Raw genomic sequence first — 22,970 nt, 5'->3', positions numbered from 1 at the left:
CTGATCACCTGGGGAAACGTGCCTGACCTCGGCGGCAAGCCTGCGCCGAGTCCCCGTGACTCCCCCTTGATCACCCCCTTAATGGCACGCTAATGGCACGCGATCGCGCGCATATCCCGTAGTACACCGAGAGCCCTCCACGTACCATCGTGGGCATGCTGACCTGGGAAGGATGCACCGACGCGGACATCAGCGCCATCCTCTAGGCTCACGGCCTCAGCCAAATGCCCCATGTCTATGAGGAGTGGCTTCGGCAGTACGGCCGTGGCCCGGGACGCGACCCGATCTTTCATAGGCAAGGCGGCACCGCCTACATGCCCGGGGTCCTCGAAAATTCCGCTGAAGCAAGAGCCATCGTGGCCGGCATGCCTACCTCGTACGAACTGCCGCCTAACGCCCTGGTGGTGTCGACATGGCAGGGCTACATGTTCGAGTTCGTCGTGATCGACGAAGGTGACGCCCCTCCGCTTCTCGTCTACATCGAGGGCGAAGGTGACGCTCAACAGCAAGGGAGCCGGACGCTGTCGAATTGGCTGGCTGGCCTTCTCCGAACAGAGAACGGCCAAGGCTGTTCGTGATCACCAGGTTGGAAGATTTCGGCACGATCTTGCCCCACATGCTGCGTCGCAGGTCGGGCAATGCCTTGCTCTACTTGTGATGCTCCGCGACTTCCCGTGATTCACTGCTCTGACGGGCACGCAACGGGCACGCTTCCGACCGCCTACTGTTCTGGTTGGCCATATGGGTGTGCAGGTCAGCGGGGGGACTTGAACCGTTCGCCTACCTCGTTGACCAGGGAGAACGTTGGCTAGAGCTCGACTAGGTGTTCTCCCCCGTGAGGTTGGGTACGCGGGCTTCCCACGATGGCCTTTGGAGGTTCCATGTCACCCTCGGCCAGGCGTCCGTTACCAAGGCGGCAACTCAGCCCGAGCCGTACCCCTTGACGAGCCAGCGCCCGCCTTCGTTCTGGACCGTGAACGGGTGGGTCCACGGGTCGCCGTCACCGGTGAACTCGTGGGCGCACAGCTTGAAGCTGACCGGGACCCGGACACACTGTTCGCCCGGTTCGCAGTCGATGGCCTCGTAGGGTTCGCCGACTTCGAGGCCCGAAATGTCGATCCAGTTCTTGAAGGGGCCCTGTGAATGCTCGAACTCCATCGAGTGGTCCTCGCCGGGGACCATCAGGGCCAGCGCCGTCTCCGAATCCTTGGCGGTCATCGCCTCCAGCCACACCGCGACGACCTCCTGCGGGGTCGCGTTCGCGGGCGGCATGGCCACTTCGTGCCGGGACGGAACGCACACGCACCCGGCCATCAATGGCAGCGCTAGCAGATAGCACCAGACCCGGAAAGTCATGAATCGATATTGTAGATCGACTCAGGACACCAGTTCATCGTGAACGAGTTCTCCGTCGGCGTAGCCTCGATGCGCTTTAGGCTGGCCAGCCTAAAGCTGGGGTCGCAGTGGGTGGATGAAGGTCTCGTCTTCGCTCGCGGCTCTCACAAGCTCATGAACTATCAGACCGCAGGCGGTCCGCTCCCTCCTGAGCGGACGTCTCGTCTCTTCAAGGTGAGGATCGCCAAGCATGAACTGCCAGACGTAACTCCCATAAACGCCCTTGAACTGCAACAGGGATTGCAACTGGCTGGCTGGCTGGCCCCGGCTCAGCTGACCTCTTCCTTATCAGGACCACACCACCCGTGGTTAGGGGCGCGCAACCCGGTCCTGAGCAGTGCTGGATGGATGTGGACGTGAGCGGTTGTGTGGCTCTGCTGCAGTACTTGCTGCAGTCGCGATCGGTAGCTCTGGAAAGATCTCCGCATGCATCACGAAGCAATCGCCCGCTACCGCGACATGCTCGACCACTGGGTGCTGGACCCTGAGGCTCTGTGCTGGACCGTCACGTTCCCCTTGACAGGAACGCTGTCTCCGAAGGAAGTCGTCACCCGCATGGGCATGCGTCCTCGTGATCTGGGCACATCCACCGATGAGGACAACCCGATAGAGGAGGGCTACTTCCTCATCGAGCAGGCAGGTTCCGGCATCGTCACATACGACATGGGTGGGTACGGGCGATTCTCCCGCCAGATCCACGACGCTCTCACCCCGAATGCCCGCCATTGGTGCGTCCAATGGGACTCCTACAACCTCGGGCTCAGCTACTACCAAGGCGACGGAGGCGGTGGAGGCTGGGACATCGAATACTTCGAGGAGCACTCATCGGAAACGGTGACTGCGGCCCTCGGGCCACTGGTGAAGTACGCCGACCTCTTCCAGCGATACAACCTTGATGACGACGAGTACGGCGCCATCTACATCAGGGCGTTGTGTCTGGCGGTTGTCGAGTGGGAGAGCGGGATTAGCCTTGATCGTGAATGGCTATACCGTCCTCACCCTGTATTGGACCTTCCCGCCCGCTTCATGATGTGAGGGACGGGATGTGACTCTTCGGACCCGCGCTTTTCCATGCGCCACTCTCCCCCTGCCCCCGCTAGCTGCCTCCTCCGGGACTGCCAGGCGGGTTCTGTCAAGGATGGCATGGCGTGTCCCTGAGCCGGTGACCTTCCACCTTGGGCGGTTGTCCTGCCTGCACAGCCATCCTTGACAGGTTCCGTCTGCCCCGGACAATCGGGCGGCGGGTGCAGGGCTACGGCGAGAACTTGGCGGCGGTGTGCCGGTGGTCGGCGCGTTGGTCTGGTACGGCGTGGCGTGCCTGCGGCGATGCCCCGCGTGACGCTCGCGCTGTGACCGGCCCCCAGGCCGCAGCGCGGCGCGGGGACGTCGGCGCGGGGCGTACGGCGGCGCGGCGCGCCGCCGCTTGATCAAACCGCTGCTCGGCCGTCACCGGCTCGACAAGCTGACTCCCGAGCACCTCGACCAGGCGTATTCGACCATGCTTGAACGCGGACTATCGTCCAGCACGGTGCTCAAGATCCATCGCATCCTGTCCCGAGCGCTCAAGGTCGCAATCCGCCGGAACAAGATCACTAAGAACGTCGCGACGCTGATCGACGCGCCCGTGGCCAATGATCCCGACCTTGAGCCGCTGACCCGCAACGAGGCACGGAAGATCCTGGAAGCCGCCAAGTCCAGGAGGAACGCCGCGCGATGGTCGGTCGCTCTCTCCCTGGGTATCCGCCAAGGGGAGGCGCTCGGCCTGCGATGGTCCTTCGTCGACCTGGGGACCGGCGTGATCAAGGCGTGGTATCAGGTGCAGCGCAAGCCGTGGCAGCACGGTTGCGACGATCCTCACGAATGCGGAACGGAGTGGCATCGCTGGCCGTGCAAGAAGCGGTGTACCGAGCACAAGCACCGGCCGGACTGCCTGAAGGCCTGCAAGCGGCACGGTCACGTCTGCCCGAAGCGGATGTGTCCGAAGGGATGCACCGGCCACGCGGACCGTTGTCCCAAGCGCACGGGCGGCGGCATGATCTTTCGGCAGCGCAAGGGCCGAAGCAAGCTCACTCTTCAGTGCCCTCCCGAGCTGTTGCCTCTTCTGCGAGCTCATCGCGACGTACAGGCGGCCGAGAGGGAGAAGGCCGGAGAGCTGTGGGAGGACCATGATCTCGTCTTCGCCACCCAGCACGGCAAGCCGATGGAGCGCAGCGAGGACTACAAGGCATGGAAGGCGCTGCTCAAGCGGGCCGGTGTCCGTGACGCCCGACTCCACGACGCCCGGCACACCGCTGGCACGCTCCTTGTGGAGCAGGGTGTGCATATCCGTGTGGTTCAGGAGATCCTCGGCCACGCGCGGGTGACCACGACAGAGCGTTACACCCACGTGGCCGGCGCTCTGATGCAGGACGCGAGCACGCGCATGGGGGCCGCTCTCTGGGGCGACGGGTGACAACTGCAACCCAAACTGCAACCCCGGCAGTTTTCAGACAGCAGAAAGGCCCTCTCCCGAAACTCGGGAGAGGGCCTCTGACCTGCGGAGGCTCGGGGATTTGAACCCCGGATGGGCTGTAGACCCAAACCGCATTAGCAGCTCTGATCTTGCCCGTCCCGATCAGTTCAACCTGGACCAACACGACTTGGTGGTCCGTCTGGAACGGGAGTGAATGACGTTGGATTGCAACTAGAACTGCAACTGGGAACCGAAGGGAGGAGCCCTCTTGATCAGGATCCGACGAGGGCTACCTGCTCGGCGCAAGCGGCTCGGACGGCGGCGATCAGCTGCGGTTCAGTGCGCCCCCAGCCTGCTCCCCATTCGTCATCCAGACCGTATAGAGCGCCAAGTGGTGGTGTGAGCATCTCATCGGGATAATTCCAAGTGATCATGAGTCGTTCGATCATCGAGACCAGCCAACGTTCACCACCGTCGCCTGCGAGGCACAACCGCGCCATGTCGACATAAACAGTCTTCACGGCGTCGGACCTGGAAGGTATCGCGGTGTCCGTATCCGCGAGAGCCTCGACCAGCACATCGCGCACCTCGTGCGGATCGCGTCCGTCAAGCCCCGCGAGAATGCGCAACGTCTCACCATCCATGTTCTGGACGAGCCAATGAGCGGCCCACACGGGGACTCGATCGGTAGGCAAGATTTCCAGTTCATACCAGGCAGCGACCAACTGCGGAGACGGAATCAACTGTCCTGCATCGTACGGCCAGCCATACACAGAAAGCATCGTGTCACAGCCGCCTTGGTGAAGTGTCGTCCGTGAGTCCCCGTGAGTGACCGTGGTTCCCCGCCTGTTCTGGCACGGATCTGGCACGCGATCAAGGTCTTGGCCGCTTCTCTACCGTGATCACGCCAAGCGCGACCAAAAGCTTGCAGTACCTGGAGGCTAGGGACAGAGTGAACTGCATGATCGAGATCGACGGTCCTTTTTACCGTGTGAGCGAGTCCGGTTTCGAGATGCTGATCCCTCGATGGGAAGGGCATGAACCTGAGACTGCCGAGGAGGCCGATGCGACGATCACCTTCCTCGACGGCTCCCGGCGATATGCGACTTTCATGACCCTGGACGTAGTCAGACGGATCATGGATAAGGATGCGCGCACGGGTGAGTCTCTCGGCGGCCGGTACTTCTGGTGCTCAGACTTGATCATCGTTAGGGATGTCGGGCTCGAAAGCATGGTGGCGGCGATCCGCGAACTGATCTCCTCGGGAGGTATTGAAGGAGCCTGTGGTCTCCTCGACCCTCTTGATGAGGACGAGGAGGAGACCGATATCCAGAAAGAGCTGAGGTGAACTTCAGTACCGTTGGAGCGGGTGACGGGAATCGAACCCGCGCTGTCAGCTTGGGAAGTCATTCAACATCATGCGGTCTGAGCTGCGGAAACACTGACCTGGGCGTATGCCGGTCGAGTGACCGTGAGTCCCCGTGATTCCCCGCTGCTTGCCGACCGTACGGGCACGCAGCGGGCACGCCGGCGTCTCGACTGCCGCAGTAGAGCCCGAACTCTCACCTGCTACTTCCCCACCTGCGCCGATGACACCGAGTGGTGCTCTGACCAGGCAATACAGCTCTCAATGTCTCCCGTCTACTTCCGACGTTTACGGCCTCGGACGGAACTGGAATGGAACTGGGGAGGGCGAGACTAGGTATCCCGGAAGTCACCCAGTTGGACTCACCCACGAGTCGTCGGCCTGCCGCGTTCAGCCCGACGCTGCCGCCTCGCCGATGGCGATCGTGGTCCAGGTCTAGGTCCACAGGGTCGAAGGCCGACTTGGATCGCTACGATGCCGATCATGGAAAGACTGGATCCCCGCCGCACCGCATTGCTCCTTATCGACCTGATGACGCGCATCGTTGAGCAGCCCACGGCACCACATTCCGGACCTGCCGTGGTCGCCCGCTCCCTCGCTCTGGCCGACGCAGTGCGAAAGGCGGGCGGTCTCGTGGTCTCCGTGCGGGTCGAGCGGCCAGGCGTTGCGGAGCAGCCACCGGGCAGCGAGTTGGTGGACGGGGTATTCGGCGACCTGGAGATCGTGAAGCGCACCTGGGGTCCATTCCATAACACCGGACTGGAGGAGGCGCTGCGTAAGCACGCCATCGACACCCTGATCATCACCGGGATCGCCACGAACTTCGGCGTCGAGCAGACCGCGCGTTTCGCCGACGAGTTCGGCTTCAAGGTGATCCTGCCCGAGGACGCGGTCACGGCACTGGACGCGCGCGCCCATGAGTTCGCCTTCGACTACATCTTCCCGCGTATCGCTACCGTCTGCACGACGGCCGAGGTCGTGGCAGCGCTGGACTGAGATAACTCGCAGGCCTCACCGACGCCTGGCACGGCACTAGCGGGCACGGAAGATCGAAATAGCGCCGAAAAAGATCAAGGCCCGGGTTGGGAATGTGTCCCTGACCTGGGCCTTCGTACGTCGAGCGGGTGACGGGAATCGAACCCGCGCTGTCAGCTTGGGAAGTCTCTAACGCACCTGGTCGCTGAGCAGGAGAGACGCTGACCTGCGGGGGAGCGCTTCGAGTGCCCGTGATTCCCCGTGAGTCCCCCTTGATCACCCTCCTGACGGGCACGCAACGGGCACGGGGAACATCTGTACCTTCGTCGCCCCGGTGTTCGGTGGGCCGGGGTTGAGGTACGAAACCCCGGCCCGTCGATCGCCCCCAACCACGTACGGAGATTAACCACAGCAAGGCGATCGTCAGGGATCCGGGGACGAACGTAGGTTGTCAGTTCGGGAAGCGCATGGATCGCGGCTGCAGGTCCGGGGAGAACACGTAGGTCGCACCTGGTGTTCGTAGGCATCAACGCGAGCCGTAACAGTCGGGCTCCGATAAGATCACGGACCTATGGTGTGAAGCCGATGCTTCTTACTCTACGAATATGCGGCGATGGCTGAAGATCACACTGGCGGTCATAGTCATCATGGGCACCACGGCCTGCACGCCGCCCATAGCAGGATCAACCGGGGTCAGTGTCGATGCGGAAGGCCATCCGATCATCGTTTTGGCGTGGTGCGATGGCGCCACACCAGAGGATGTGATCGTTTCCCACGACGAACCGTACTCCGGTGTACTGGGGGCCGACACCCTGGGCGATCATCCGAATCTTCCGAGCATCACCGCATCCACTCACTCGGTCGAGGACGCGGAGTTCAGTGCGCCAGAGCTGGACGGACAGAGTGCATCGGTACGCCTTGACGCTCCGGCCGGCGGTTGGACAGCGGAACCGAAACCGCTTGTCCTAAAACCGGGGGTCACCTATAACGCATTCGGCGGCAAGGGGAGAGGCAACAGTAGGGTCAACACCTCCTGGGTCAGCTTCACGGCCGAGAGCGTGGCAAGACTCAAGCCGGGCCAAGTCCTTGTTCAGGGAGTGAAGGAGATTCCCCTGAAGACCCCAATCGACGGGGTCGACACAGAGTTCATCTCGATAGACACGGTGATCTCCCAGGAGAAGTTTGACCGCGAGGGACAAGACCCGACCAACTGCCAATGATGGGGCCAACGGTCCCAATGATCAGGAGGCGGCGGTGCGTCGCTCGGGTCGGTGAGTGCATCGGTTGCGGCGGGTGCGCAGTGCGGCTACGGCCCGGGTCGCCGCCGGCTGGGACCGGCGCCCACGCCGCACGCCCGGTCGGCGGGCGGTGGAGGGCCGGGTGCGGCGGCGCGGCGCGCCGCCGCTTGATAACCCATGAGAACAATTCGGCAGTGACTCAGATCGTGATCGGCTGGTGTGCCGTCGCTCAGGACTTCGTGAAGAGATCCAGCACGTCGCCGAAGCTGCTGGCGAGGCTGTCGAGCAGGGCCTTGCCCTTTTCGGCAGTTGCCAGAGAGGGGCGGCCGATGACTCCGCTGGTTGTGTATGCCTGCATGCCCTTGGTCAGCAGGTGGCGGCGGTCGTTAGCGGTCCAGTCGGCGGAGTGGTAGCCGGGGCGGATTACCTCGGGGCAGGCGTGGAGCAGGAGGGAGGTCTCCAGTTCTCCGGCGTGCATGTCCTCGTGCATGGAGCTGGTGAGCTGGGCGGCGGCTCGGGCTTCGTTCCAGTCTTCGCGGGAGGGGAACAGGGCCATGCTGCGGCCTTCGGCGTTGCCTTCCTGGACGACGTTGCTCAGCACGTAGTTACCGCCGTGTCCGTTGACGACGACCAGTGCCGCGGGGCCGGAGCGGGTGACGGAGTCGTAAACGTCGGTGACGATCGCGTGCAGGGTCCGCGCGGAGATGCTGACGGTTCCCGGCCAGGCGCTGTGCTCATGGGAGCAGGAGATCGTCACTGGCGGGAGCAGCAGGACGGGGTAAGCGCCGGCGATCTGGCGGGCTATCAGGGTCGCAACGATGGTGTCGGTGCTAAGGGGGAGGTAGTCGCCGTGCTGTTCGAAGCTGCCGACGGGCAGGATCGCGACCTGGGCGTTGCGCTGTCGTTCCTCGGTGGTGGTCGCGGTGGGCAGCAAGGGGGTCACCGGTCTCCTTGTGGCTGGGATGCTGGCAGGGAGAAGGACTCCGAGAGGATCTCGACCCTGGTGAGCAAGTCTGCCATGTACGGATCTGCCGACCATCGGGCCAGGTGAGCGCGTAGCGCTGTGAGCTGGCCGGCGACCCGGCTGGACCGAAGGGCCTGCATGCGAGACAGAGCGTCTTCGGTCACTGTGCAGGCTTGTTCGCGCTCGCCCGCTATGGCGTAGGCGGTGGCCATGCGGGTCAGGAACAGGACGTGGTCGCGCGCCTGGCTGGATTCGGGCCATTGGGATCTGCTGGCTTCGAATATCGGGATAGCCGCGGTGGCCTCGCCCAGCAGTACGCGGGTCGCGCCGGTCTCCATGGCGATGTAAGCGGGAGTGCAGTACGGGGCACGGTCGGTCTCGCTCTGGGTCATCCCTGCGGTGGCTTCGACGAGGGCCATCTCTGAATCACGAGCGGAGTCCGCGGCCTCTCCGATGTAGGCGTTCGCTGTCGCGCGGGTTCTCAAGATGACCGCTCTGAGCCGAGGCGTGAGGGCATCGGGATTGGCCAATGCTGCGTTCGCCATTCCAAGGCCGTGGCCGTAGTCGCCGGCCTCGGTGGCGATGATGCTTTTGCGCATGAGGATGTAGGAAATGACGCGTTGGTCGCCCAGTTCCATCGCGTAGTCCAGGGCCTTGTTGGTCCACGTGGTGGCGCGGGTGAAATCACCCAGGTCCTGGTGCAGCCATCCGCAGAATTCCAGTAGCTCGCTGGCGAAACTCAAGGCTTCGGCACGGTCGGCTCCCCGGGTCACCTGGCAGACCTGCCCGATCACGGGCACCTGGTCCTGAACGGCGTTGATCAACAGGAGCGGTCCCATGATGGCCTCGGCCTGGATGTGGCCGGTGAGAACGTGCCGGAGTCCGGAGATGACGGGGCGGCTGGACGCTCCGGTCAAACTGGCCAGGTACGGGGTCAACAGACCCGTACCTGGTGACGGCACCGCTTCATCAGATGGTGGTGTGCGCTGGGGATGCGGACTGATGGCGGGAAGTCGTCGCGGTGCCAAGCCGAGAGCCAGCCTGGCGGGATCGGGCATGTCCAGGCCGTCGGCTACGCGCTCGAACACCTCGAACGAGGTGACCTTGACCGTTCCCCTCATGATCTCGCTGATCTTGCCTTGGCTGAGATTCACGGCGGTGCCGATACGGGTTTGGCTGACCCCGGCGTACTGGCGGATTAGTTGAAATACCTGGCCGATATTGCGATTTCGGAGAGCCGTTAGCATTTCAGAGCGCTGCCACAGTTCCGGCAGGATAACGACTGGTTTAGTCGCATCTGCGGGCATACGTGGTATCTCCCCTTACTGCCTCGGCTTCCGAATATCCAACGCTTGTCGCTGGGAGTTATCCCGTCAAGGGATATCGACTATTCGGCGCAAGGATTCCGGCTCGGGATGGGTTGGGTAATCCCAGGTGACCACCCTTGACCCATGATTACCGAGGGCGAACCGACGAATGAGGGGTGCCAGGCCTGCCGTGGTAGTGGCTGGCGTTGGATCCGCAGGAGCCGCGCGGACGTTGAATGCCGCATCGACGGTCAGGTGGTCAAGCCGGTCCGGGTCGAGTGCTTCGACTGTGCGGGCGTCGGCGAGGTGGCGGCGTGATGGAGATACCCCAGCTGGCGGCCATCGGCCGAGCCGAGGTCATCACCCCTGTGGGTGCGGCGCAGCGGTTACGAGACGAGTTGGCCGCCCTTGAGATCGATTCTGACGTTCACGACGGATACGGGCTCGCTCTGGTTTCGGTCTGGTACGAGTTGGTCGTCTGGACCGATGGCCTCGTCTTCCGCTGGGGATCGGGCCAAAGGCCGTGGCGTGGTCGTCCCGGATGGCATGCCTTCGTTCCTGCCGATGACCCGGTGACGGCTGCTCGCCGCGTGGCCGGCTGCTACGCCGAGCTGCTGAAGAAACACCCTCGTCCGGAGCCGAACACCTGGGCTCCGCAGTGATCGGGCAAAGCGGGTGCCTGAGTCCGCATGCGGCGATGCCTCTGCGTGATCACATGCGGCTGGTCTGGCGTGCACCGTACAAGGGGGTGATGCGTCTGCGGGTGATCACCTGGACGTGCGATTGCCGCAGCACGCTGTATGAGCTGTGCCAGGCCGGGGGGCAGGCATTCATCCGTCGTACGCTCCGGCACAAAGGCGCCACGCAAGTTCATGAGACCTATCGCTGGTCGATCCGTGAGGCCAACGATGTATGGAGGGCGTTGCTCTCTGGCGAGGCCCGATAGGCGGGCGCGGCGGCATGGTTCACCCCCGTGCCCATGCCGCCGCGTCGCGGGGTGATGACTTCCTGTCGGACGAAGGTCTTCGCATCTTCAACATGCACTGATAGCCTGCTTGGCTAGGCAAGCATGTTGAATGTGAGGCTTTAATGTCGTTTGAGTACACGCCTCCCAAGTACGCGCAGTTGATCGCCGAGCTTGAACGGCGCATCGATTCCGGCGAGTACGCTGCGGGCTCGCTGCTGCCCAGCGAACACACGCTCATGGCGGAGTTCGGCATGGCGCGGCCCACGGTGGTCAAAGCGCTCAGCGTACTTCGCGATCAAGGCTGGATCGTCACCCAGCAGGGCAAGGGCCGTTTCGTGCGTGGTCGCCCGGCGATGCCCACAAGTCAACAGGCCCGGACGGGCCGCGAACTCCTCGACCGGACAGAGACCCAGACCGCGAGCAGGCTGCTCACGGCCGGGCCGGTGGAGGCCCCCAACCGCATCGCGGCCTATCTGGGCATCGAACCGAAATCCCCCGTCATCCTGCGCAAGATCCTGGTGGAACGCGACGGCGAGCCGACCGAGATCTCTGCGACCTGGGTTCCGGCCGGGGTCGGCGAAGGTACGGCCCTGGCCGAGGAGGCCGATCTCCGGCAGGGAATCCGACGCTATGTGGAGAGCGCGGCCGGCGTCTCTCTGGATCACATCATCGAGCACATCACGGCGCGCAACCCCACGGGCGAAGAGCGCAAGCTGCTGGACGTGAAGAGTTCGGCCGCGCTGTTGACCGTCTACGCCGTCGCTTGTGACGCGACCGGCAAGCCGTGGGTCGTGGTGGAGACCGTTCTCCCCGGCGATCGTCACGAGCTGGAAGACGCCTACCCGATCCGGTAATCCAACTTTCCTCACGAAGCCCGCTTGGTGCACTTGACTAACCAAGCGGGCTTCGTGCTTAATAGAGATGCAACTTGGTCAGTCAAGCAGACTGATCAGTCAAGACAGAGAGGAGTTGCATCATGGCCATCCAAGGCCCCATCCCCATCAGCTTCGATCAGGTCTTCCCGCACGGCTGCTACATCGTCGGCGAGGTCGAGCAGGTCAAGGACTTCGACGCCTCCACCAACGGCCGAACCGTCTACGCCAAGGACAAGACCACCGGCGAGCCGGTCTGGCAGGTCGCGGTCATGGACGCCGACCCGACCGTCAAGGCCGGACAGAAGACGGTGTCGGTCAAGATCCTGTCCGCGGTGCAGCCGGTTCCCCCGGCCTCGCTGCCGGGCCTGCCGTTCGTCCCGGTCGAGTTCGACGCCATGACCGTCACCCCCTACGTCGGCCAGAACACCGGCCGGCTGGCCTGGTCCATCCGGGCGCGGGCGATGCGCGCTCCCCGCACCGCCGCGGTCCCCCCTCCAACTCCGGCCAAGCACACCGCCGCTGCGGCCGGTAAGGAGGTGGCGGCATGAGCGCGCGCAAGCCCTACACCTACATCACGGCCGTGCTGCGCAACGGGGAGCTCCGCCTCGACGTCGCCTTCAACACCCCCGAAGTCGCGGTGCTGGCCGCGGTGACCGACAACCGGCGGCCGTTTTTGGACCTGGCCACCCCCGAGGCCCAGGTCTCCATCTCCACCACCGGCGCCGGACCGGTCACCGCACAAGACCTGACCTTCGCCCGCGACCTCGCAGACGCCGCCGCGCTCTACCTGGCCGACTGCGAACGCCTGCACGCCGAACAGGCCAACGGTCCCACCCTGCCGGGCCTGGACGAGATCCCGGGCTGACACGTAAGCGGGGCCGCTGGAACTGGCATTCCGGCGGCCCCTCGGTTCTCCCCCAACGCGAATCAAGGAAGGCCCCCAGTCTAATGTTCAAGAAACTGCCCGGAGACGAAGCGCACCATCTCGTCTCCACCACCCCCGACACCGCCGTGGTGTTCCGCCCGGCCGTGCTCCGCACCCCGGCGATCGTGACCCTCGTCATCTTCGTCTGGCGGCTGCTGGCCGGCCTGGTCCGGCTGGTCTGGCGCCACCCGATCGCCGCGGCCGTCGTCGCCGCTCCTACCGTGCTGGCCTGGCTGTACGGCTGGCAATGGGGCCTCGGTCTCGTCGCCCTGGTGCTCATCGGCCTCACCGGCTGGCGCGTCGCCGACCGGGCCTCGTTCCTGCGGCTGATGGGCCGGCGGCTGCTGGCCTGGTGGCGGCTGGTGTGGGTCTACCGTCGCCACTGGCAACCGGTAATGATCATTTCCGGATTAGGGCGGCACGTACGCGGCCGGGACTACTTACCCCGCCTCGTCGGCCTCCGCTGCACCTCGTGGGCCGACCTGGTCACGGTCAAGATGCTCACCGGACAGGCCGTCAAGGACTGGTCCGAGCGCACCGACCACCTCGCCCATGGGTTCGGGGCGCGCTCTTGCCGCGTCTCCATCGCCCGGGCAGGCCGGCTGCTGCTGGTCTTCCCCCGGCGTGACCCGCTGGCCGTCCCCTTATCCGCCCTGCCTGTCCCCGCGGTGGCGTCGGTCGGGCCGGTCGAGATCGGCAAACGGGAGGACGGCGCCCCGTGGCGGCTGAAGGTGCACGGCACTCACGTCCTGATCGCCGGGGCCACCGGGGCGGGCAAGGGGTCGGTCATCTGGTCCACGATCCGCGGCCTGCTGCCCGCCGTCCGCGCGGGCCTGGTTGACATCTGGGCGCTGGATCCCAAGCGGATGGAACTGTCCTTCGGCCGGGACCTGTTCGGCGACCGCTACGCCGCCACCCCGGTCGACTGCGCCGAGCTGCTGGAAGCCGCGGTGGCGGTAATGCAGGAACGGGCCGACCGGTTCGCCGGACTCCAGCGCTCCCACACGCCCACCGTCGATGACCCGTTCGTCCTGGTCGTGGTCGACGAGGTGGCGTTCCTGACCGCCTACCAGTCCGACAAGGGCCTCAAGCTCCGCATCTCCGCCGCGCTGGCCACCCTCACCACGCAGGGCCGGGCGGTCGGCGTCGGCGTCCTGGCCGCACTCCAGGACCCCCGAAAAGACGTGCTGAACATCCGCAACCTGTTCCCCGACAAGATCGCCCTACGGCTCGATGAGTCCGAACAGGTCGACATGGTCCTCGGCGACGGCGCACGCGACCGGGGCGCGCTGGCCGACCACATCTCCCCGATCCCCGCCCAGGGCGCGGGCATCGCCTACGTCCGACTGGAATGCTCACCCGAGCCGATCCGGGTCCGCGCGGCCTACGTCTCCGATGCCGACATCCGCGCGATGACTGCGGGGGTGGCGGCATGAGGGTCTGCTTCTACGGCACCGACGAAGAGATCACCCGGCTCTGTGAACGGCCCGTGCTCGCCCTGCTGGGGCCGCGCCGCTCTCAGCCCGTGCTCGCTTTCGAGCTGTTCAACGTCCGCGTCACCACCGACCCCTACGGCTCACTGTTCCGGCTGGCGGCTGACCTGACCGAAGTGGAGGACGCATGACCAACCCTGCCGACCGCGGCCTCTCCCGGGCCGAACGCCAGGCCATGCCGGTAGCGCTGGACGTGGCGGTGGAGATCGCCAAACACAACGGGGTGTGCATCCGGCCGGTCATCCTGCGACGGCTCGATACCCGTACCGGGCTCACCGAGGACGTCAACGTGCCGTGTGGGGCCACGATGGAGGCCAAGTGTCCGCCGTGCGCCAAGCGCAACCGCTACCTGCGCATGGCCCAGTGCCGGGAAGGCTGGCACCTGGACGCCGAACCGTCGACCACGCCGGATGAGCCGACCGAGGAACAGCGCTGGCTGGTGGAGTTCCGCGCCGATATGCAAGCCCAGCGTGATGCCGCCGAGCAGGCCGGCGACGACACCGGCGACCTGGACGAGATCCTCCAAGGACTCGACGTGGAGATCAACGCCGCCGGGATGCGCGGCGACCTGCTCGGCCGTACCTCCGCCAAGCGCAACCGCTCGACCCGGCGGCGGCAGGATGCTCCCGACCTGCCCAAGCGGGTCCGGCAGAACACCACACTCGGGCGGACCTTCACCGGCTCGGACGGCAAGGCCTACCGGCCGTCGCTGTTCATCACCCTCACCCTGCCCTCCTACGGAAAGATCCGAGCAGGGCAAGGCGTGCCGGTCGATCCGGACACCTACGACTACCCTCGGGCGGCTCGGGACGCGCTGAACTTCTCCAAGCTGGTGGACCGGTTCGTACAGAACCTGCGCCGGGTGGCGGGCTATGACGTGCAGTACTTCTCCTCCGTCGAACCACAGAAACGCCTCGCCCCGCACCTACACATGGCCGTGCGGGGCACCCTGCCACGGGCTGAGATCAAGGCCATTGCGGCGGCGACCTATCACCAGGTGTGGTGGCCATCGGTCGATGAGGTGCGCTTCGACGGCGATCACCTGCCGGTGTGGACGCCGCGGGCCGACCTTCCCGACGGACAGACCTACCCCGACGGCCAAGATGGCGACTACCTCGACCCGGCCACCGGGGAACTCCTGCCCACCTGGCACGAGGCACTCGACCAGCTCGACAATGACGACGAGGCCGAACCGCTGCACGTGGTCCGCTTCGGCACTCAGGTCGACGTGCAAGGCGTCCTCGCCGGGACCCCGGACGCTGACCAGTGCATCCGCTACCTGTCCAAGTACCTGACCAAGAGCCTCGGCGACACCCTCGACGCCGACAACCCCGCCCAGCGCGCACACGCCGCCCGGATGATCGAGGCGCTGCGCTACGAACCCTGCTCTCCGTCCTGCCCGAACTGGCTCCGCTACGGAGTCCAGCCCAAGAACGCGAAAGCGGGCATGAGTCCGGGCCGGTGCCGGGGCAAGGCGCACAAGCCCGAACACCTCGGCTACGCGGGCCGCCGCGTCCTGGTCTCCCGCAAGTGGTCCAACAAGACCCTGTCCGAACACAAGCGCGACCGCCGCACCTGGGTCATGGAAGCCCTCGGCCTCACCGACGAGCCCGTCGACCCGCACCGCTACGTCTGGAAACCCGTCCCGGCCGGCGACGGCGACATCCCCTCCCTGGCCCTGCGGCTGCTGCGAATGGTCGCCGAACGCCAACGCTGGCGAGCAACCCTCCTGGCCCTGGAAGCCAAAGCCACCGGACAACCCACCCAAGCTCTTTCGGCAATCGGAGAGGCGGCCTGACATGGAACCACTGTTCTACCGGCCCAAGGATGCCGCCGTGATGCTCGGCATGAGCCGTACGGCTGTCTTCCGGCTGATCAAGACCGGCGAGCTCAAGTCGATCAAGGATGAGGGATACCGGCTGGTTCCTCGGTGGGCGCTGAACGAGTTCGCCCGTGCGCTGGAAGCCAAGGCGGGGCTATCTCAGGAAGAGGCGGCGTGATGGCGAAGAAGCCGGACGGCCGGTCCTCGATCTACTTCGGCAATGACGGGTACTGGCACGGCTGGGTAACCATGGGGATCAAGCCGGACGGCTCCCCTGACCGCCGCCACCGGATGGCCAAGACCGAGGCCGAGGTGACCCGCAAGGTCAGTGAGCTGGAGAACAACCGGGAATCCGGACAGATCACCAAGCCCGGCCGTACACCCACCGTCGCCGAGTGGATGACCGAGTATCTCGACGTGATCTGTGAGCGACTGGTGGCCTCCGGCAAGATGGCGCCGCGCACCCTGACGGACTACCGATCCAAGACACGCCACTGGATTGTTCCCTTGCTCGGCCGGCACCGGCTCAACCGGCTCTCTCCCGAGCACCTCGACACCGCCTATACCGCGATGCTTGAGAAGAACCTCTCGACGAGCACCGTCCTCAAGGTTCACCGCATCCTGTCGCGGGCGCTGACCGTCGCCGTACGCCGCAACAAGCTCACGCGAAACGTCGCGACCCTCGTCGATGCCCCTTCGGCCGCGTCCACCGAGATAGAACCGTTGAGCCGCGAGGAAGCCCGCAGCATCCTCGACATGGCCAATACCCGGCGGAACGGGGCACGCTGGTCAGTCGCTCTCGCTCTCGGCATCCGTCAAGGCGAGGCGCTCGGGCTCCGCTGGCAGTACGTCGACCTGGAGACCGGCGTGATCAAGGCATGGTTCCAGATCCAGCGCACCGAGTGGCGGCACGGCTGCGCCGACCCTCACAAGTGCGGTGAGAGGTGGCACCGCTGGCCCTGCAAGAAGAAGTGCAAAGATCACGGACACAACCCCGGCTGCAAAGCGGACTGCAGGAAGCAGGGGCATACCTGCTACAAGCGGACCTGTCTCAAAGACTGCACGAGCCACGCCGACAGGTGCCCGAAACGCACGGGCGGGGGCGTCGTCTTTCGGCAGCGTAAGGGCAAGAGCAAGCTCACCCTTCAGTGCCCTCCCGAGCTCCTCGCGCTACTCAAGACACATCGCAAGGTCCAGGCCGCGGAACGCCTCAAGGCGGGGGACCGCTGGGAGGATCACGACCTCGTGTTCGCCACCCGACACGGTGGCCCGATCGAGCGCACCGAGGACTGGAAGGTGTGGAAGGTGATCCTCAAGCAAGCGGGAGTGCGGGACGTCCGGGTGCACGATGCTCGCCACACGGCCGCGACGCTCCTCATCGAGCAGGGTGTGAACATCCGCGTGGTTCAGGAGGTTCTCGGCCACACGAGGGTGACCACTACCGAGCGGTACACACATGTGTCCACACCGCTCATGCGCGACGCCGGGGAGCGACTGGCCTCGGCACTCTGGGGAAAACTCTGAGTGTTGCAACTAAGACTGCAACTATGGCGCCCTTGAAGATCAGAAAGGCCCTCTCCCAAGATTCTGGGAGAGGGCCTCTGACCTGCGGAGGCTCGGGGATTTGAACCCCGGATGGGCTGTAGACCCAAACCGCATTAGCAGTGCGGCGCCATAGACCTGACTAGGCGAAGCCTCCTGGTTGCCTTGTGGCTCAGCACAGAGTACCGGCCATCCGGCGAGGCAGCAAAGCGGTTACCGGCCGCGCCGCCGAGAACAGGGGTGGAAAAGTTGTCCACTGCCTGTGGACAACTTGGCCCCACCCTGTGGAAAGAATCAAGGTCCACCAGGTGGGAGCGGTGGAGGCCCTGTGGATTCTCGCAGTGCGAGACGAGGAATCTCGGTCAGTGAATGCGCAAGGACTCCTTCCCCGTCTCGCGGGCGATACGAGGAAGGAGTCCGAGTAGATCATGGAGATCAGGCGGGGTTGGCTTCGCCCTCGATCTCGATCTTGATCTTCTTGCCGACCAGGACGCCGCCGGTCTCCAGGGCCTGGTTCCAGGTCAGGCCGAACTCCTCGCGGTCGATCTCGGCCGTGATGGAGAAGCCCCAGACCTGCTGGCCCCACGGGTTGGTACCGGCGCCGCCGTACTCGACGGTGAGCTCGACCTGCTTGGTGACGTCGCGGATGGCGAGGTCGCCCAGGACGGTGAACTCGCCACTGGAGTAACCGACCACGCGGGTGGTGCGGAAGGTGATCTGCGGGAACTTCTCCACGGCGAGGAAGTCCTCGCTGCGCAGGTGACCATCACGGTCGGGAGAGCCGGTGGTGATGCTCTCCGTCTTGATCGTGAGCTCGGCGGAGGAGTCGAGGGGGTTCTCGGCGATCGCGACGGTCCCAGAGAAATCTGTGAAGCTACCGCGGACCTTGCTCACCATCATGTGCTTGACCACGAAGCCGATCCGGGTGTGGGCGACGTCGAGGGCGAAGGCGCCGGGTGCGGGGAGCTGAAGGTCTTCCCAGGTCCGAGTGCTCATGTCTACTCCCGATAGAGATGCTTGCTGTGCGGATGTTTGCTACAACAGATTTCTACATGAGGAATATTCCTCGCGTCAACTATCGTCGGCTACAGTGTGAACGTGACCCTTTTTGAAGACTCCCGACTGACGGCGATGGGTCTTCTGGCCGAGACCTACAGCGGTCTGATGGCGAAGATGCATCCGTCCCTCTCCGTGGGACGACTCTCTGACATCGACTTCGAGACCTTGATCCGGCTGGCGCGCTCGCCAGACCGGCGCCTGCGCATGAGCGATCTGGCCGCGCAGACCAGCCTGTCCACCAGCGGGGTGACCAGGGTCGTGGATCGGCTGGAACGCGAGGGGCTGGTCGTGCGGCAGGCGTGTGCCAGCGATCGCCGGGCCTCCTACGCGGCCATCACCGACGCGGGTGCGGAACGGCTCAGCGCCGTGCTCCCCCAGCACCTGACGGACATCGAGACCTGGTTCACCGGCATGCTCTCTCCCGAGCAGCTCAGCGCCTTCCTGGACACGCTCAGGATCATCCGCGACGCCGTACGGCCATGCGCCACGGCAGGGGCGACAGAGGCCGAGCCCGCGGCTTCCGGCTGATCTCGCCCCGCGCCGGCCGACACCGGACCGGCTGCCGGTCAGGCGCTCGTCTGCGACTCCAGCTGCCGCTGCTCCGGAATGGTGAGATCACCGCGGAGCTTGGCCATCGCCCGCGAGACGGTGCTCTTCACCGTGCCGACGCTGATCCCCAGAGCATTGGCGATCTCCGGTTCGGTCATGTCCTCGTAGTAACGCAGCATGACGGCGGCACGCATACGGGTGGGGAGCCGGTCGAGCGCCTGCTCCACCTGCTCGGGCAGATAGCCGTTACCGCCGGTGAAAACCGGCTCGGGGAGTTCTTCCGAGGGATACTCCTCAAGTTTGCGCCGCCGCCACCAGGAGATGTTGATATTGACCATCGCCCGGCGCACGTAGGCGTCCAGGGCTCTGCGGTCCTGAATACGGTCCCAGGCCAGGTAGGTCTTGACCAGCGCCGTCTGGAGCAGGTCCTCGGCATCGCTGGGGTGGCCGGTGAGCTGGTGGGCGGCGCGCAGCAGGGCAGGACCGCGAGCAACGACGTACTCGCGGAACTCCTCATTGGTTCCGCCGGTCACCTCGATCACCAGCCTGTGGTCAGGGTGTGTCTCGTGGCCAGAATCGCAGCCATAGCCCCTAATTCGGCTGAACCGGAACCTATATTTCATCCTGTCAATGGCAAAAACGGGCTCAGGCTTGTGATCACAGGCCTGAGAAGTCTGAGCTACGGGTTCGCCACAGGACGGATGACAAGGCGTTGTACCGGGGATGGGAATTCTGATACCCGGTCGGACACCTGCCTGATTTATTGGCACAAGCGAAGAGCGAGACCCCTGTAGGCATGTGACGCTAGCGGGGAAACCTCGGTGAAACATGGGGAGTGACCATGCCGTACCACAGCGTTGACCGCCGCCGCGTGCTGACGGCGGCCGCGCTTGGCTGGGCTCTCGACGAGCCGGGAGCGATCGCCGACAGCGGTGAACTCCTCCAGGCGATCACCGGCGAGATCCTGGACGTCAGCCCGCACCTGATCGTCGTCGACACCCCCGAAGGCCGGGAGGAACGGCTCGTCATCGCGCCATGGGCGACGGCCTGGCGCGGCGAGGCCATCGCCCCGGCCGACCTGCCCGTAGGTGCCCATGTGATCATCAGGGCGCTCCGGTCCGGCCGGGTGGTGGACCGGATCTGGGCGGATATCACGCGGATCACAGGAGTGATCCAGTCTGTCGACTCCGGCCCAAAGGACCGGACCGTGGAGCTGTACTGCGGGCCCCACCGGGGACGGCGCGCAATCGTCATCCCCTATCGCGCCTCGGGGCGGCTACGGGTCCGGCATCCGCAGTTCGAACCCGGCTACCTGTTCGACGCCATCGGGGTCCGCGAGAGCGGTACGGCCTACGCCCGGTTGCCGGCGACATCGCAACCGCCCTACCGGTGGACGGCCGTGCCCAGACCACCCGCCGGTTACAACAGCGTTCAGTCGCGGATCTCGGGCACGGCCACCTGGTCGGATGCCCTGGACTGCGACGAGCAGGGGGCGGCATACCCCATGTTGGAGCGTTCCGATGCCGACTGCGAGGAGACCGGGGTGTCCTGCACCGGCTTGCCCTATCTCGCCTTGGGTTCGATGCTCAACGTGCGCAACGTGTGTGCCGGGCGCACCTCGATCCTGCCGATCGTGGCATGCGGCTGCCTGGCCGGCCGGTTCTGCGACCGATGCCTGGAGTGCGGCACCTCCCCCCGGGGCCGGATCGTGGAGCTGTCGGCGACCGCCTTCGTGGAGCTGGGTGGGGACCTGACCAAGGGATGTTTCAACGCCAGGGTCGGATTGGGGTGAAAGAGATGTTGACGACGATCGCCGTAGCGCAGATACCCCTGCTGGGCGCGCTGCTGGCCGCGGGCGCATTCGCCAAGGTCCGGACGGCCATGAGCGACTCGGAACCGGGCGCGCTGAGCAGGCTGGGACCGGCGGTGCTGGTGGCCAGCCGCTGGCAGGCGGCTGCCATGTTCGGCTGCGCGGCAGGGGAGACGTTCCTGCTGATCGGCCTGATGGCGACCGGTCATCCTTTCTTCCGGTGGGGCACGGCCGCGTTCTTCGCGGTGGCCACCTATGTCCTCTGGGAACTGCGCCGCCGCCGCCCGGACGTGGGCTGCGGTTGCTTCGGCGAAGTCAGCGCCATCCCGGTGGGACTGCGCTCGCTGGGTCGCACCATGGTCCTGACCACCATGGCTCTGGGGACGGTCTGGGCCCCGCCGCTCTCCGGCTGGTCGGTAGTGACCGCTTTCACGTGGCCACAGACACTGGCCATGGCCGGTGGGCTGCTGGTGCTCGTCGCGCTCTCCCCGGAGGTCGAGGAGGCCGCTGCCCGGCTCCGGCATCGCGCCCCCTGCGAGCAGCGACCGCTGGATCCGGCGATCGCGCTCAGCCGCCTGCGGTCGAGCGCGGCCTGGCGGGCGCACGAGAAATTCCTGTCCAGCACGGATCCGGCCGACAGTTGGCGAGAGCTCTGCTGGCGGTTCTTCGTCTATCCGGGGCGTAGCCACGCGGGCCATCCGGCGGACGTGGTCTTTGCGATCTATCTGAGCGGGCGGCACCCGGCGGTGCGGGTGGCGATGGTCGGCGTCGACGGGCGACCGATCGAGATCGAACCTCTTCCGGAATCTATCGGCGTATCGGCTGGACGGTAGAGATCCATAGATTTTTCTAGGGCAGCTGGATTCAGCTCTATATTGCTATCTAGCTTTCCTACTAGATAGCAATATAGAGATCTAGGAGACTTCTTCACCGTATCGAACGTCTGTTCATATGGGCTGGGAACGCAGAAACTTTCCAAAGTGCGGCACGGTGAACGCGATCAGCCCGCGTTCGGCGCTGTAGATCAGGCCCTTCTTGATGAGGCTGTCACGGGCCGGGGACAGACTGGACGGCTTGCGGCCGAGGCCCGTGGCAACGTCGGCGGTGGCCACGGGCTCGTCCCCGATGGAGGCCATCGCGTGCATGTAGTCGCGCTCGGCCGGGGTGGCTCGCTCGTAACGGCTGCCGAAGAATCCGACCGCGAGCTCCGCCTCGGCCTCCGGCGCGGAGACCTTGATGTCATCGACGGTGATCGGGCTGCGCAGTGCGAGGTCCCAGGCGACCTTGCCGTAGGCCTGCACGAAGTAGGGGTAGCCGTCGGCTGCCTCATAGAGCGCGTCGAGAGCCTCCTGAGTGAACTCCACGCCCTCACCCTCGGCCGGGGCGATGAGCGCCAGATCGGCCGCCTCACGGTCGAGCCTGTCGATCCTGGCGTAGCGGAAGAGCCGCTCGGAGTAGCTCTTGCTGGCCGACAGGACACTGGGCAGGTGCGGCAGGCCGGCGCCGACCACGATCAGCGGGCCGCCGCTCTGCGAGAGCTCATGACAGGCCGCGCAGAGCGCGGAGACGTCGGGGGTCTGCACGTCCTGCATCTCGTCGATGAACAGGGCGATGCCGACGCCGAGATCGGTGGCCACCCCGGCCGCGTCAACGAACAGCTCGGTGAGGTCGATCTCCAGGTCACCGGAGTCGGCGCGGCCCCGGCTGGCCGGCACGTCGATCCCGGGCGACCAGTGCGAGGTGCCCTTGACCGCGCCGGGATCACGCATCGCGAAGGCTTTGAGCACGCCGAGGAACTCCTCGATGCGCTCGGGCGCCCGGTGCCGGGGCGCCAGCTCGCGGATCGCCAGGTGCAGGGCAGCGGCCACCGGACGCCGGATCGACTGGTCGGGCCGGGCCTCGATCTTCCCGGTGCCCCACAGCCGTTGCATGGCCATCGACTTGAAGGTGTTGAGGAGGACGGTCTTGCCGACGCCGCGCAGGCCGGTGACGACCATGCTGCGCTCCGGGCGCCCGCGGGCCACCCGCTCCAGGACGATCTCGAACTGCTGCAGCTCACGGTCGCGCCCGGCGAGCTCCGGGGGACGCTGCCCCGCACCGGGGGCGTAGGGATTGCGCACGGGGTCCACGCTCTCGGACTTTATGACGGGATATAGCGGCCGGCGTAGATTTCCGTAGAAAGCGCTACGGCGTGTCGCGTGACGCCGCACGGAAGGCCGCCGGGCCGGTGT

The 22,970-nt window shown here is 65.4% G+C and carries 25 protein-coding genes and 1 tRNA gene; 18 read left to right on the top strand and 8 right to left on the bottom strand.

Translation table 11 applies throughout. The features are described from left to right. Nucleotides 1–224: 224 nt before the first annotated feature. Entirely contained in the window at nucleotides 225–578 is a 354-nt protein-coding gene (locus ACIN94_RS01170; RefSeq protein WP_400697882.1) for a hypothetical protein, read from the top strand. A gap of 343 nt (nucleotides 579–921) precedes the next feature. On the opposite strand, the gene ACIN94_RS01165 is transcribed toward ACIN94_RS01170, so the two are convergent. Beyond that, nucleotides 922–1,356: a hypothetical protein gene (locus ACIN94_RS01165; protein WP_400697879.1), complete on the bottom strand. Its 435-nt coding sequence runs from the start codon at nucleotides 1,354–1,356 to the stop codon at nucleotides 922–924. A gap of 465 nt (nucleotides 1,357–1,821) precedes the next feature. On the opposite strand from ACIN94_RS01165, the gene ACIN94_RS01160 reads away from it, so the two are divergent. Both ACIN94_RS01160 and ACIN94_RS01155 read left to right on the top strand, forming a co-directional pair. Beyond that, nucleotides 1,822–2,430, top strand: a complete 609-nt coding sequence (locus ACIN94_RS01160) for a hypothetical protein (protein ID WP_400697876.1) — start codon at nucleotides 1,822–1,824, stop codon at nucleotides 2,428–2,430. Nucleotides 2,431–2,818: 388 nt separating this feature from the next. Further along, on the top strand, nucleotides 2,819–3,847 hold the full coding sequence (locus ACIN94_RS01155) for a tyrosine-type recombinase/integrase (protein WP_400697873.1): 1,029 nt from the start codon (nucleotides 2,819–2,821) through the stop codon (nucleotides 3,845–3,847). A 272-nt stretch (nucleotides 3,848–4,119) separates the two neighbouring features. On the opposite strand, the gene ACIN94_RS01150 is transcribed toward ACIN94_RS01155, so the two are convergent. Beyond that, on the bottom strand, nucleotides 4,120–4,620 hold the full coding sequence (locus ACIN94_RS01150) for a hypothetical protein (protein WP_400697870.1): 501 nt from the start codon (nucleotides 4,618–4,620) through the stop codon (nucleotides 4,120–4,122). Between the two features lie 188 nt (nucleotides 4,621–4,808). Between ACIN94_RS01150 and ACIN94_RS01145 the strand changes: the two genes are divergently transcribed. The 3 genes from ACIN94_RS01145 to ACIN94_RS01135 all read left to right on the top strand — a co-directional run bounded on the left by ACIN94_RS01145 (nucleotide 4,809) and on the right by ACIN94_RS01135 (nucleotide 7,408). Continuing rightward, nucleotides 4,809–5,195, top strand: coding sequence for a hypothetical protein (locus ACIN94_RS01145; RefSeq protein WP_400697868.1), 387 nt, complete (start codon nucleotides 4,809–4,811; stop codon nucleotides 5,193–5,195). 501 nt (nucleotides 5,196–5,696) lie between these two features. Then, entirely contained in the window at nucleotides 5,697–6,209 is a 513-nt protein-coding gene (locus ACIN94_RS01140; protein ID WP_400697866.1) for an isochorismatase family protein, read from the top strand. 584 nt (nucleotides 6,210–6,793) lie between these two features. Beyond that, nucleotides 6,794–7,408, top strand: coding sequence for a hypothetical protein (locus ACIN94_RS01135; RefSeq protein ID WP_400697864.1), 615 nt, complete (start codon nucleotides 6,794–6,796; stop codon nucleotides 7,406–7,408). Nucleotides 7,409–7,655: 247 nt separating this feature from the next. On the opposite strand, the gene ACIN94_RS01130 is transcribed toward ACIN94_RS01135, so the two are convergent. Next, nucleotides 7,656–8,369 carry a creatininase family protein gene (locus ACIN94_RS01130; protein ID WP_400697862.1) on the bottom strand — a complete coding sequence of 238 codons (714 nt, stop codon included), beginning with the start codon at nucleotides 8,367–8,369 and terminating at the stop codon, nucleotides 7,656–7,658. Then, on the bottom strand, nucleotides 8,366–9,697 hold the full coding sequence (locus ACIN94_RS01125) for a helix-turn-helix domain-containing protein (protein ID WP_400697859.1): 1,332 nt from the start codon (nucleotides 9,695–9,697) through the stop codon (nucleotides 8,366–8,368). Before ACIN94_RS01125 ends, ACIN94_RS01130 begins: the two co-directional genes overlap by 4 nt. 317 nt (nucleotides 9,698–10,014) lie before the next feature. Here ACIN94_RS01125 and ACIN94_RS01120 point away from each other — a divergent pair, with 317 nt between their 5' ends. From ACIN94_RS01120 to ACIN94_RS01080, 9 genes are all read left to right on the top strand, one after another. Next, nucleotides 10,015–10,359 carry a hypothetical protein gene (locus ACIN94_RS01120; protein ID WP_400697855.1) on the top strand — a complete coding sequence of 115 codons (345 nt, stop codon included), beginning with the start codon at nucleotides 10,015–10,017 and terminating at the stop codon, nucleotides 10,357–10,359. 463 nt (nucleotides 10,360–10,822) lie between these two features. Continuing rightward, nucleotides 10,823–11,518: a GntR family transcriptional regulator gene (locus ACIN94_RS01115; protein ID WP_400697852.1), complete on the top strand. Its 696-nt coding sequence runs from the start codon at nucleotides 10,823–10,825 to the stop codon at nucleotides 11,516–11,518. Between the two features lie 122 nt (nucleotides 11,519–11,640). Next, the gene (locus tag ACIN94_RS01110; protein ID WP_400697850.1) at nucleotides 11,641–12,087 is read left to right on the top strand and encodes a plasmid replication, integration and excision activator; all 447 of its coding nucleotides are present in this window, start codon (nucleotides 11,641–11,643) and stop codon (nucleotides 12,085–12,087) included. After that, nucleotides 12,084–12,404, top strand: a complete 321-nt coding sequence (locus ACIN94_RS01105) for a hypothetical protein (protein ID WP_400697847.1) — start codon at nucleotides 12,084–12,086, stop codon at nucleotides 12,402–12,404. Before ACIN94_RS01110 ends, ACIN94_RS01105 begins: the two co-directional genes overlap by 4 nt. Before the next feature lie 83 nt (nucleotides 12,405–12,487). Beyond that, nucleotides 12,488–13,900, top strand: coding sequence for an FtsK/SpoIIIE domain-containing protein (locus ACIN94_RS01100; protein ID WP_400697845.1), 1,413 nt, complete (start codon nucleotides 12,488–12,490; stop codon nucleotides 13,898–13,900). Then, nucleotides 13,897–14,088: a hypothetical protein gene (locus ACIN94_RS01095; protein WP_400697842.1), complete on the top strand. Its 192-nt coding sequence runs from the start codon at nucleotides 13,897–13,899 to the stop codon at nucleotides 14,086–14,088. The genes ACIN94_RS01100 and ACIN94_RS01095 overlap by 4 nt, the downstream gene beginning before the upstream one ends. Further along, nucleotides 14,085–15,755 carry a replication initiator gene (locus ACIN94_RS01090; protein WP_400697840.1) on the top strand — a complete coding sequence of 557 codons (1,671 nt, stop codon included), beginning with the start codon at nucleotides 14,085–14,087 and terminating at the stop codon, nucleotides 15,753–15,755. Before ACIN94_RS01095 ends, ACIN94_RS01090 begins: the two co-directional genes overlap by 4 nt. Before the next feature lies 1 nt (nucleotide 15,756). Next, nucleotides 15,757–15,957 (top strand): helix-turn-helix domain-containing protein, encoded by a 201-nt coding sequence (locus ACIN94_RS01085; RefSeq protein ID WP_400697838.1) that lies wholly within the window; start codon nucleotides 15,757–15,759, stop codon nucleotides 15,955–15,957. Further along, complete coding sequence (locus tag ACIN94_RS01080) at nucleotides 15,957–17,303, top strand: tyrosine-type recombinase/integrase (RefSeq protein WP_400697835.1); 1,347 nt, start codon at nucleotides 15,957–15,959, stop codon at nucleotides 17,301–17,303. Before ACIN94_RS01085 ends, ACIN94_RS01080 begins: the two co-directional genes overlap by 1 nt. 85 nt (nucleotides 17,304–17,388) lie before the next feature. Here the strand turns inward: ACIN94_RS01080 and ACIN94_RS01075 are convergent. After that, a tRNA-Ser gene (locus ACIN94_RS01075) sits at nucleotides 17,389–17,478 on the bottom strand. Nucleotides 17,479–17,756: 278 nt separating this feature from the next. Beyond that, on the bottom strand, nucleotides 17,757–18,317 hold the full coding sequence (locus ACIN94_RS01070; protein ID WP_400697832.1) for a YceI family protein: 561 nt from the start codon (nucleotides 18,315–18,317) through the stop codon (nucleotides 17,757–17,759). 102 nt (nucleotides 18,318–18,419) lie between these two features. Between ACIN94_RS01070 and ACIN94_RS01065 the strand changes: the two genes are divergently transcribed. Next, nucleotides 18,420–18,908 (top strand): MarR family winged helix-turn-helix transcriptional regulator, encoded by a 489-nt coding sequence (locus ACIN94_RS01065; RefSeq protein ID WP_400697829.1) that lies wholly within the window; start codon nucleotides 18,420–18,422, stop codon nucleotides 18,906–18,908. A 38-nt stretch (nucleotides 18,909–18,946) separates the two neighbouring features. Here ACIN94_RS01065 and ACIN94_RS01060 read toward each other — a convergent pair whose 3' ends face one another. Next, the gene (locus tag ACIN94_RS01060) at nucleotides 18,947–19,471 is read right to left on the bottom strand and encodes a SigE family RNA polymerase sigma factor (protein WP_400697827.1); all 525 of its coding nucleotides are present in this window, start codon (nucleotides 19,469–19,471) and stop codon (nucleotides 18,947–18,949) included. 299 nt (nucleotides 19,472–19,770) lie between these two features. Between ACIN94_RS01060 and ACIN94_RS01055 the strand changes: the two genes are divergently transcribed. Together ACIN94_RS01055 and ACIN94_RS01050 are read left to right on the top strand one after the other, a co-directional pair. After that, nucleotides 19,771–20,721: a hypothetical protein gene (locus ACIN94_RS01055; protein ID WP_400697823.1), complete on the top strand. Its 951-nt coding sequence runs from the start codon at nucleotides 19,771–19,773 to the stop codon at nucleotides 20,719–20,721. Between the two features lie 5 nt (nucleotides 20,722–20,726). Next, nucleotides 20,727–21,572 carry a MauE/DoxX family redox-associated membrane protein gene (locus ACIN94_RS01050; RefSeq protein WP_400697821.1) on the top strand — a complete coding sequence of 282 codons (846 nt, stop codon included), beginning with the start codon at nucleotides 20,727–20,729 and terminating at the stop codon, nucleotides 21,570–21,572. Between the two features lie 114 nt (nucleotides 21,573–21,686). Here the strand turns inward: ACIN94_RS01050 and ACIN94_RS01045 are convergent, their stop codons facing one another. Continuing rightward, on the bottom strand, nucleotides 21,687–22,868 hold the full coding sequence (locus tag ACIN94_RS01045; RefSeq protein WP_400697818.1) for an AAA family ATPase: 1,182 nt from the start codon (nucleotides 22,866–22,868) through the stop codon (nucleotides 21,687–21,689). Nucleotides 22,869–22,970 lie beyond the last annotated feature (102 nt).

The organism is Streptosporangium sp. NPDC087985, from assembly GCF_044741965.1.
GTDB lineage: Bacteria > Actinomycetota > Actinomycetes > Streptosporangiales > Streptosporangiaceae > Streptosporangium.
This window is presented reverse-complemented; position numbering and strand designations above follow the sequence as displayed.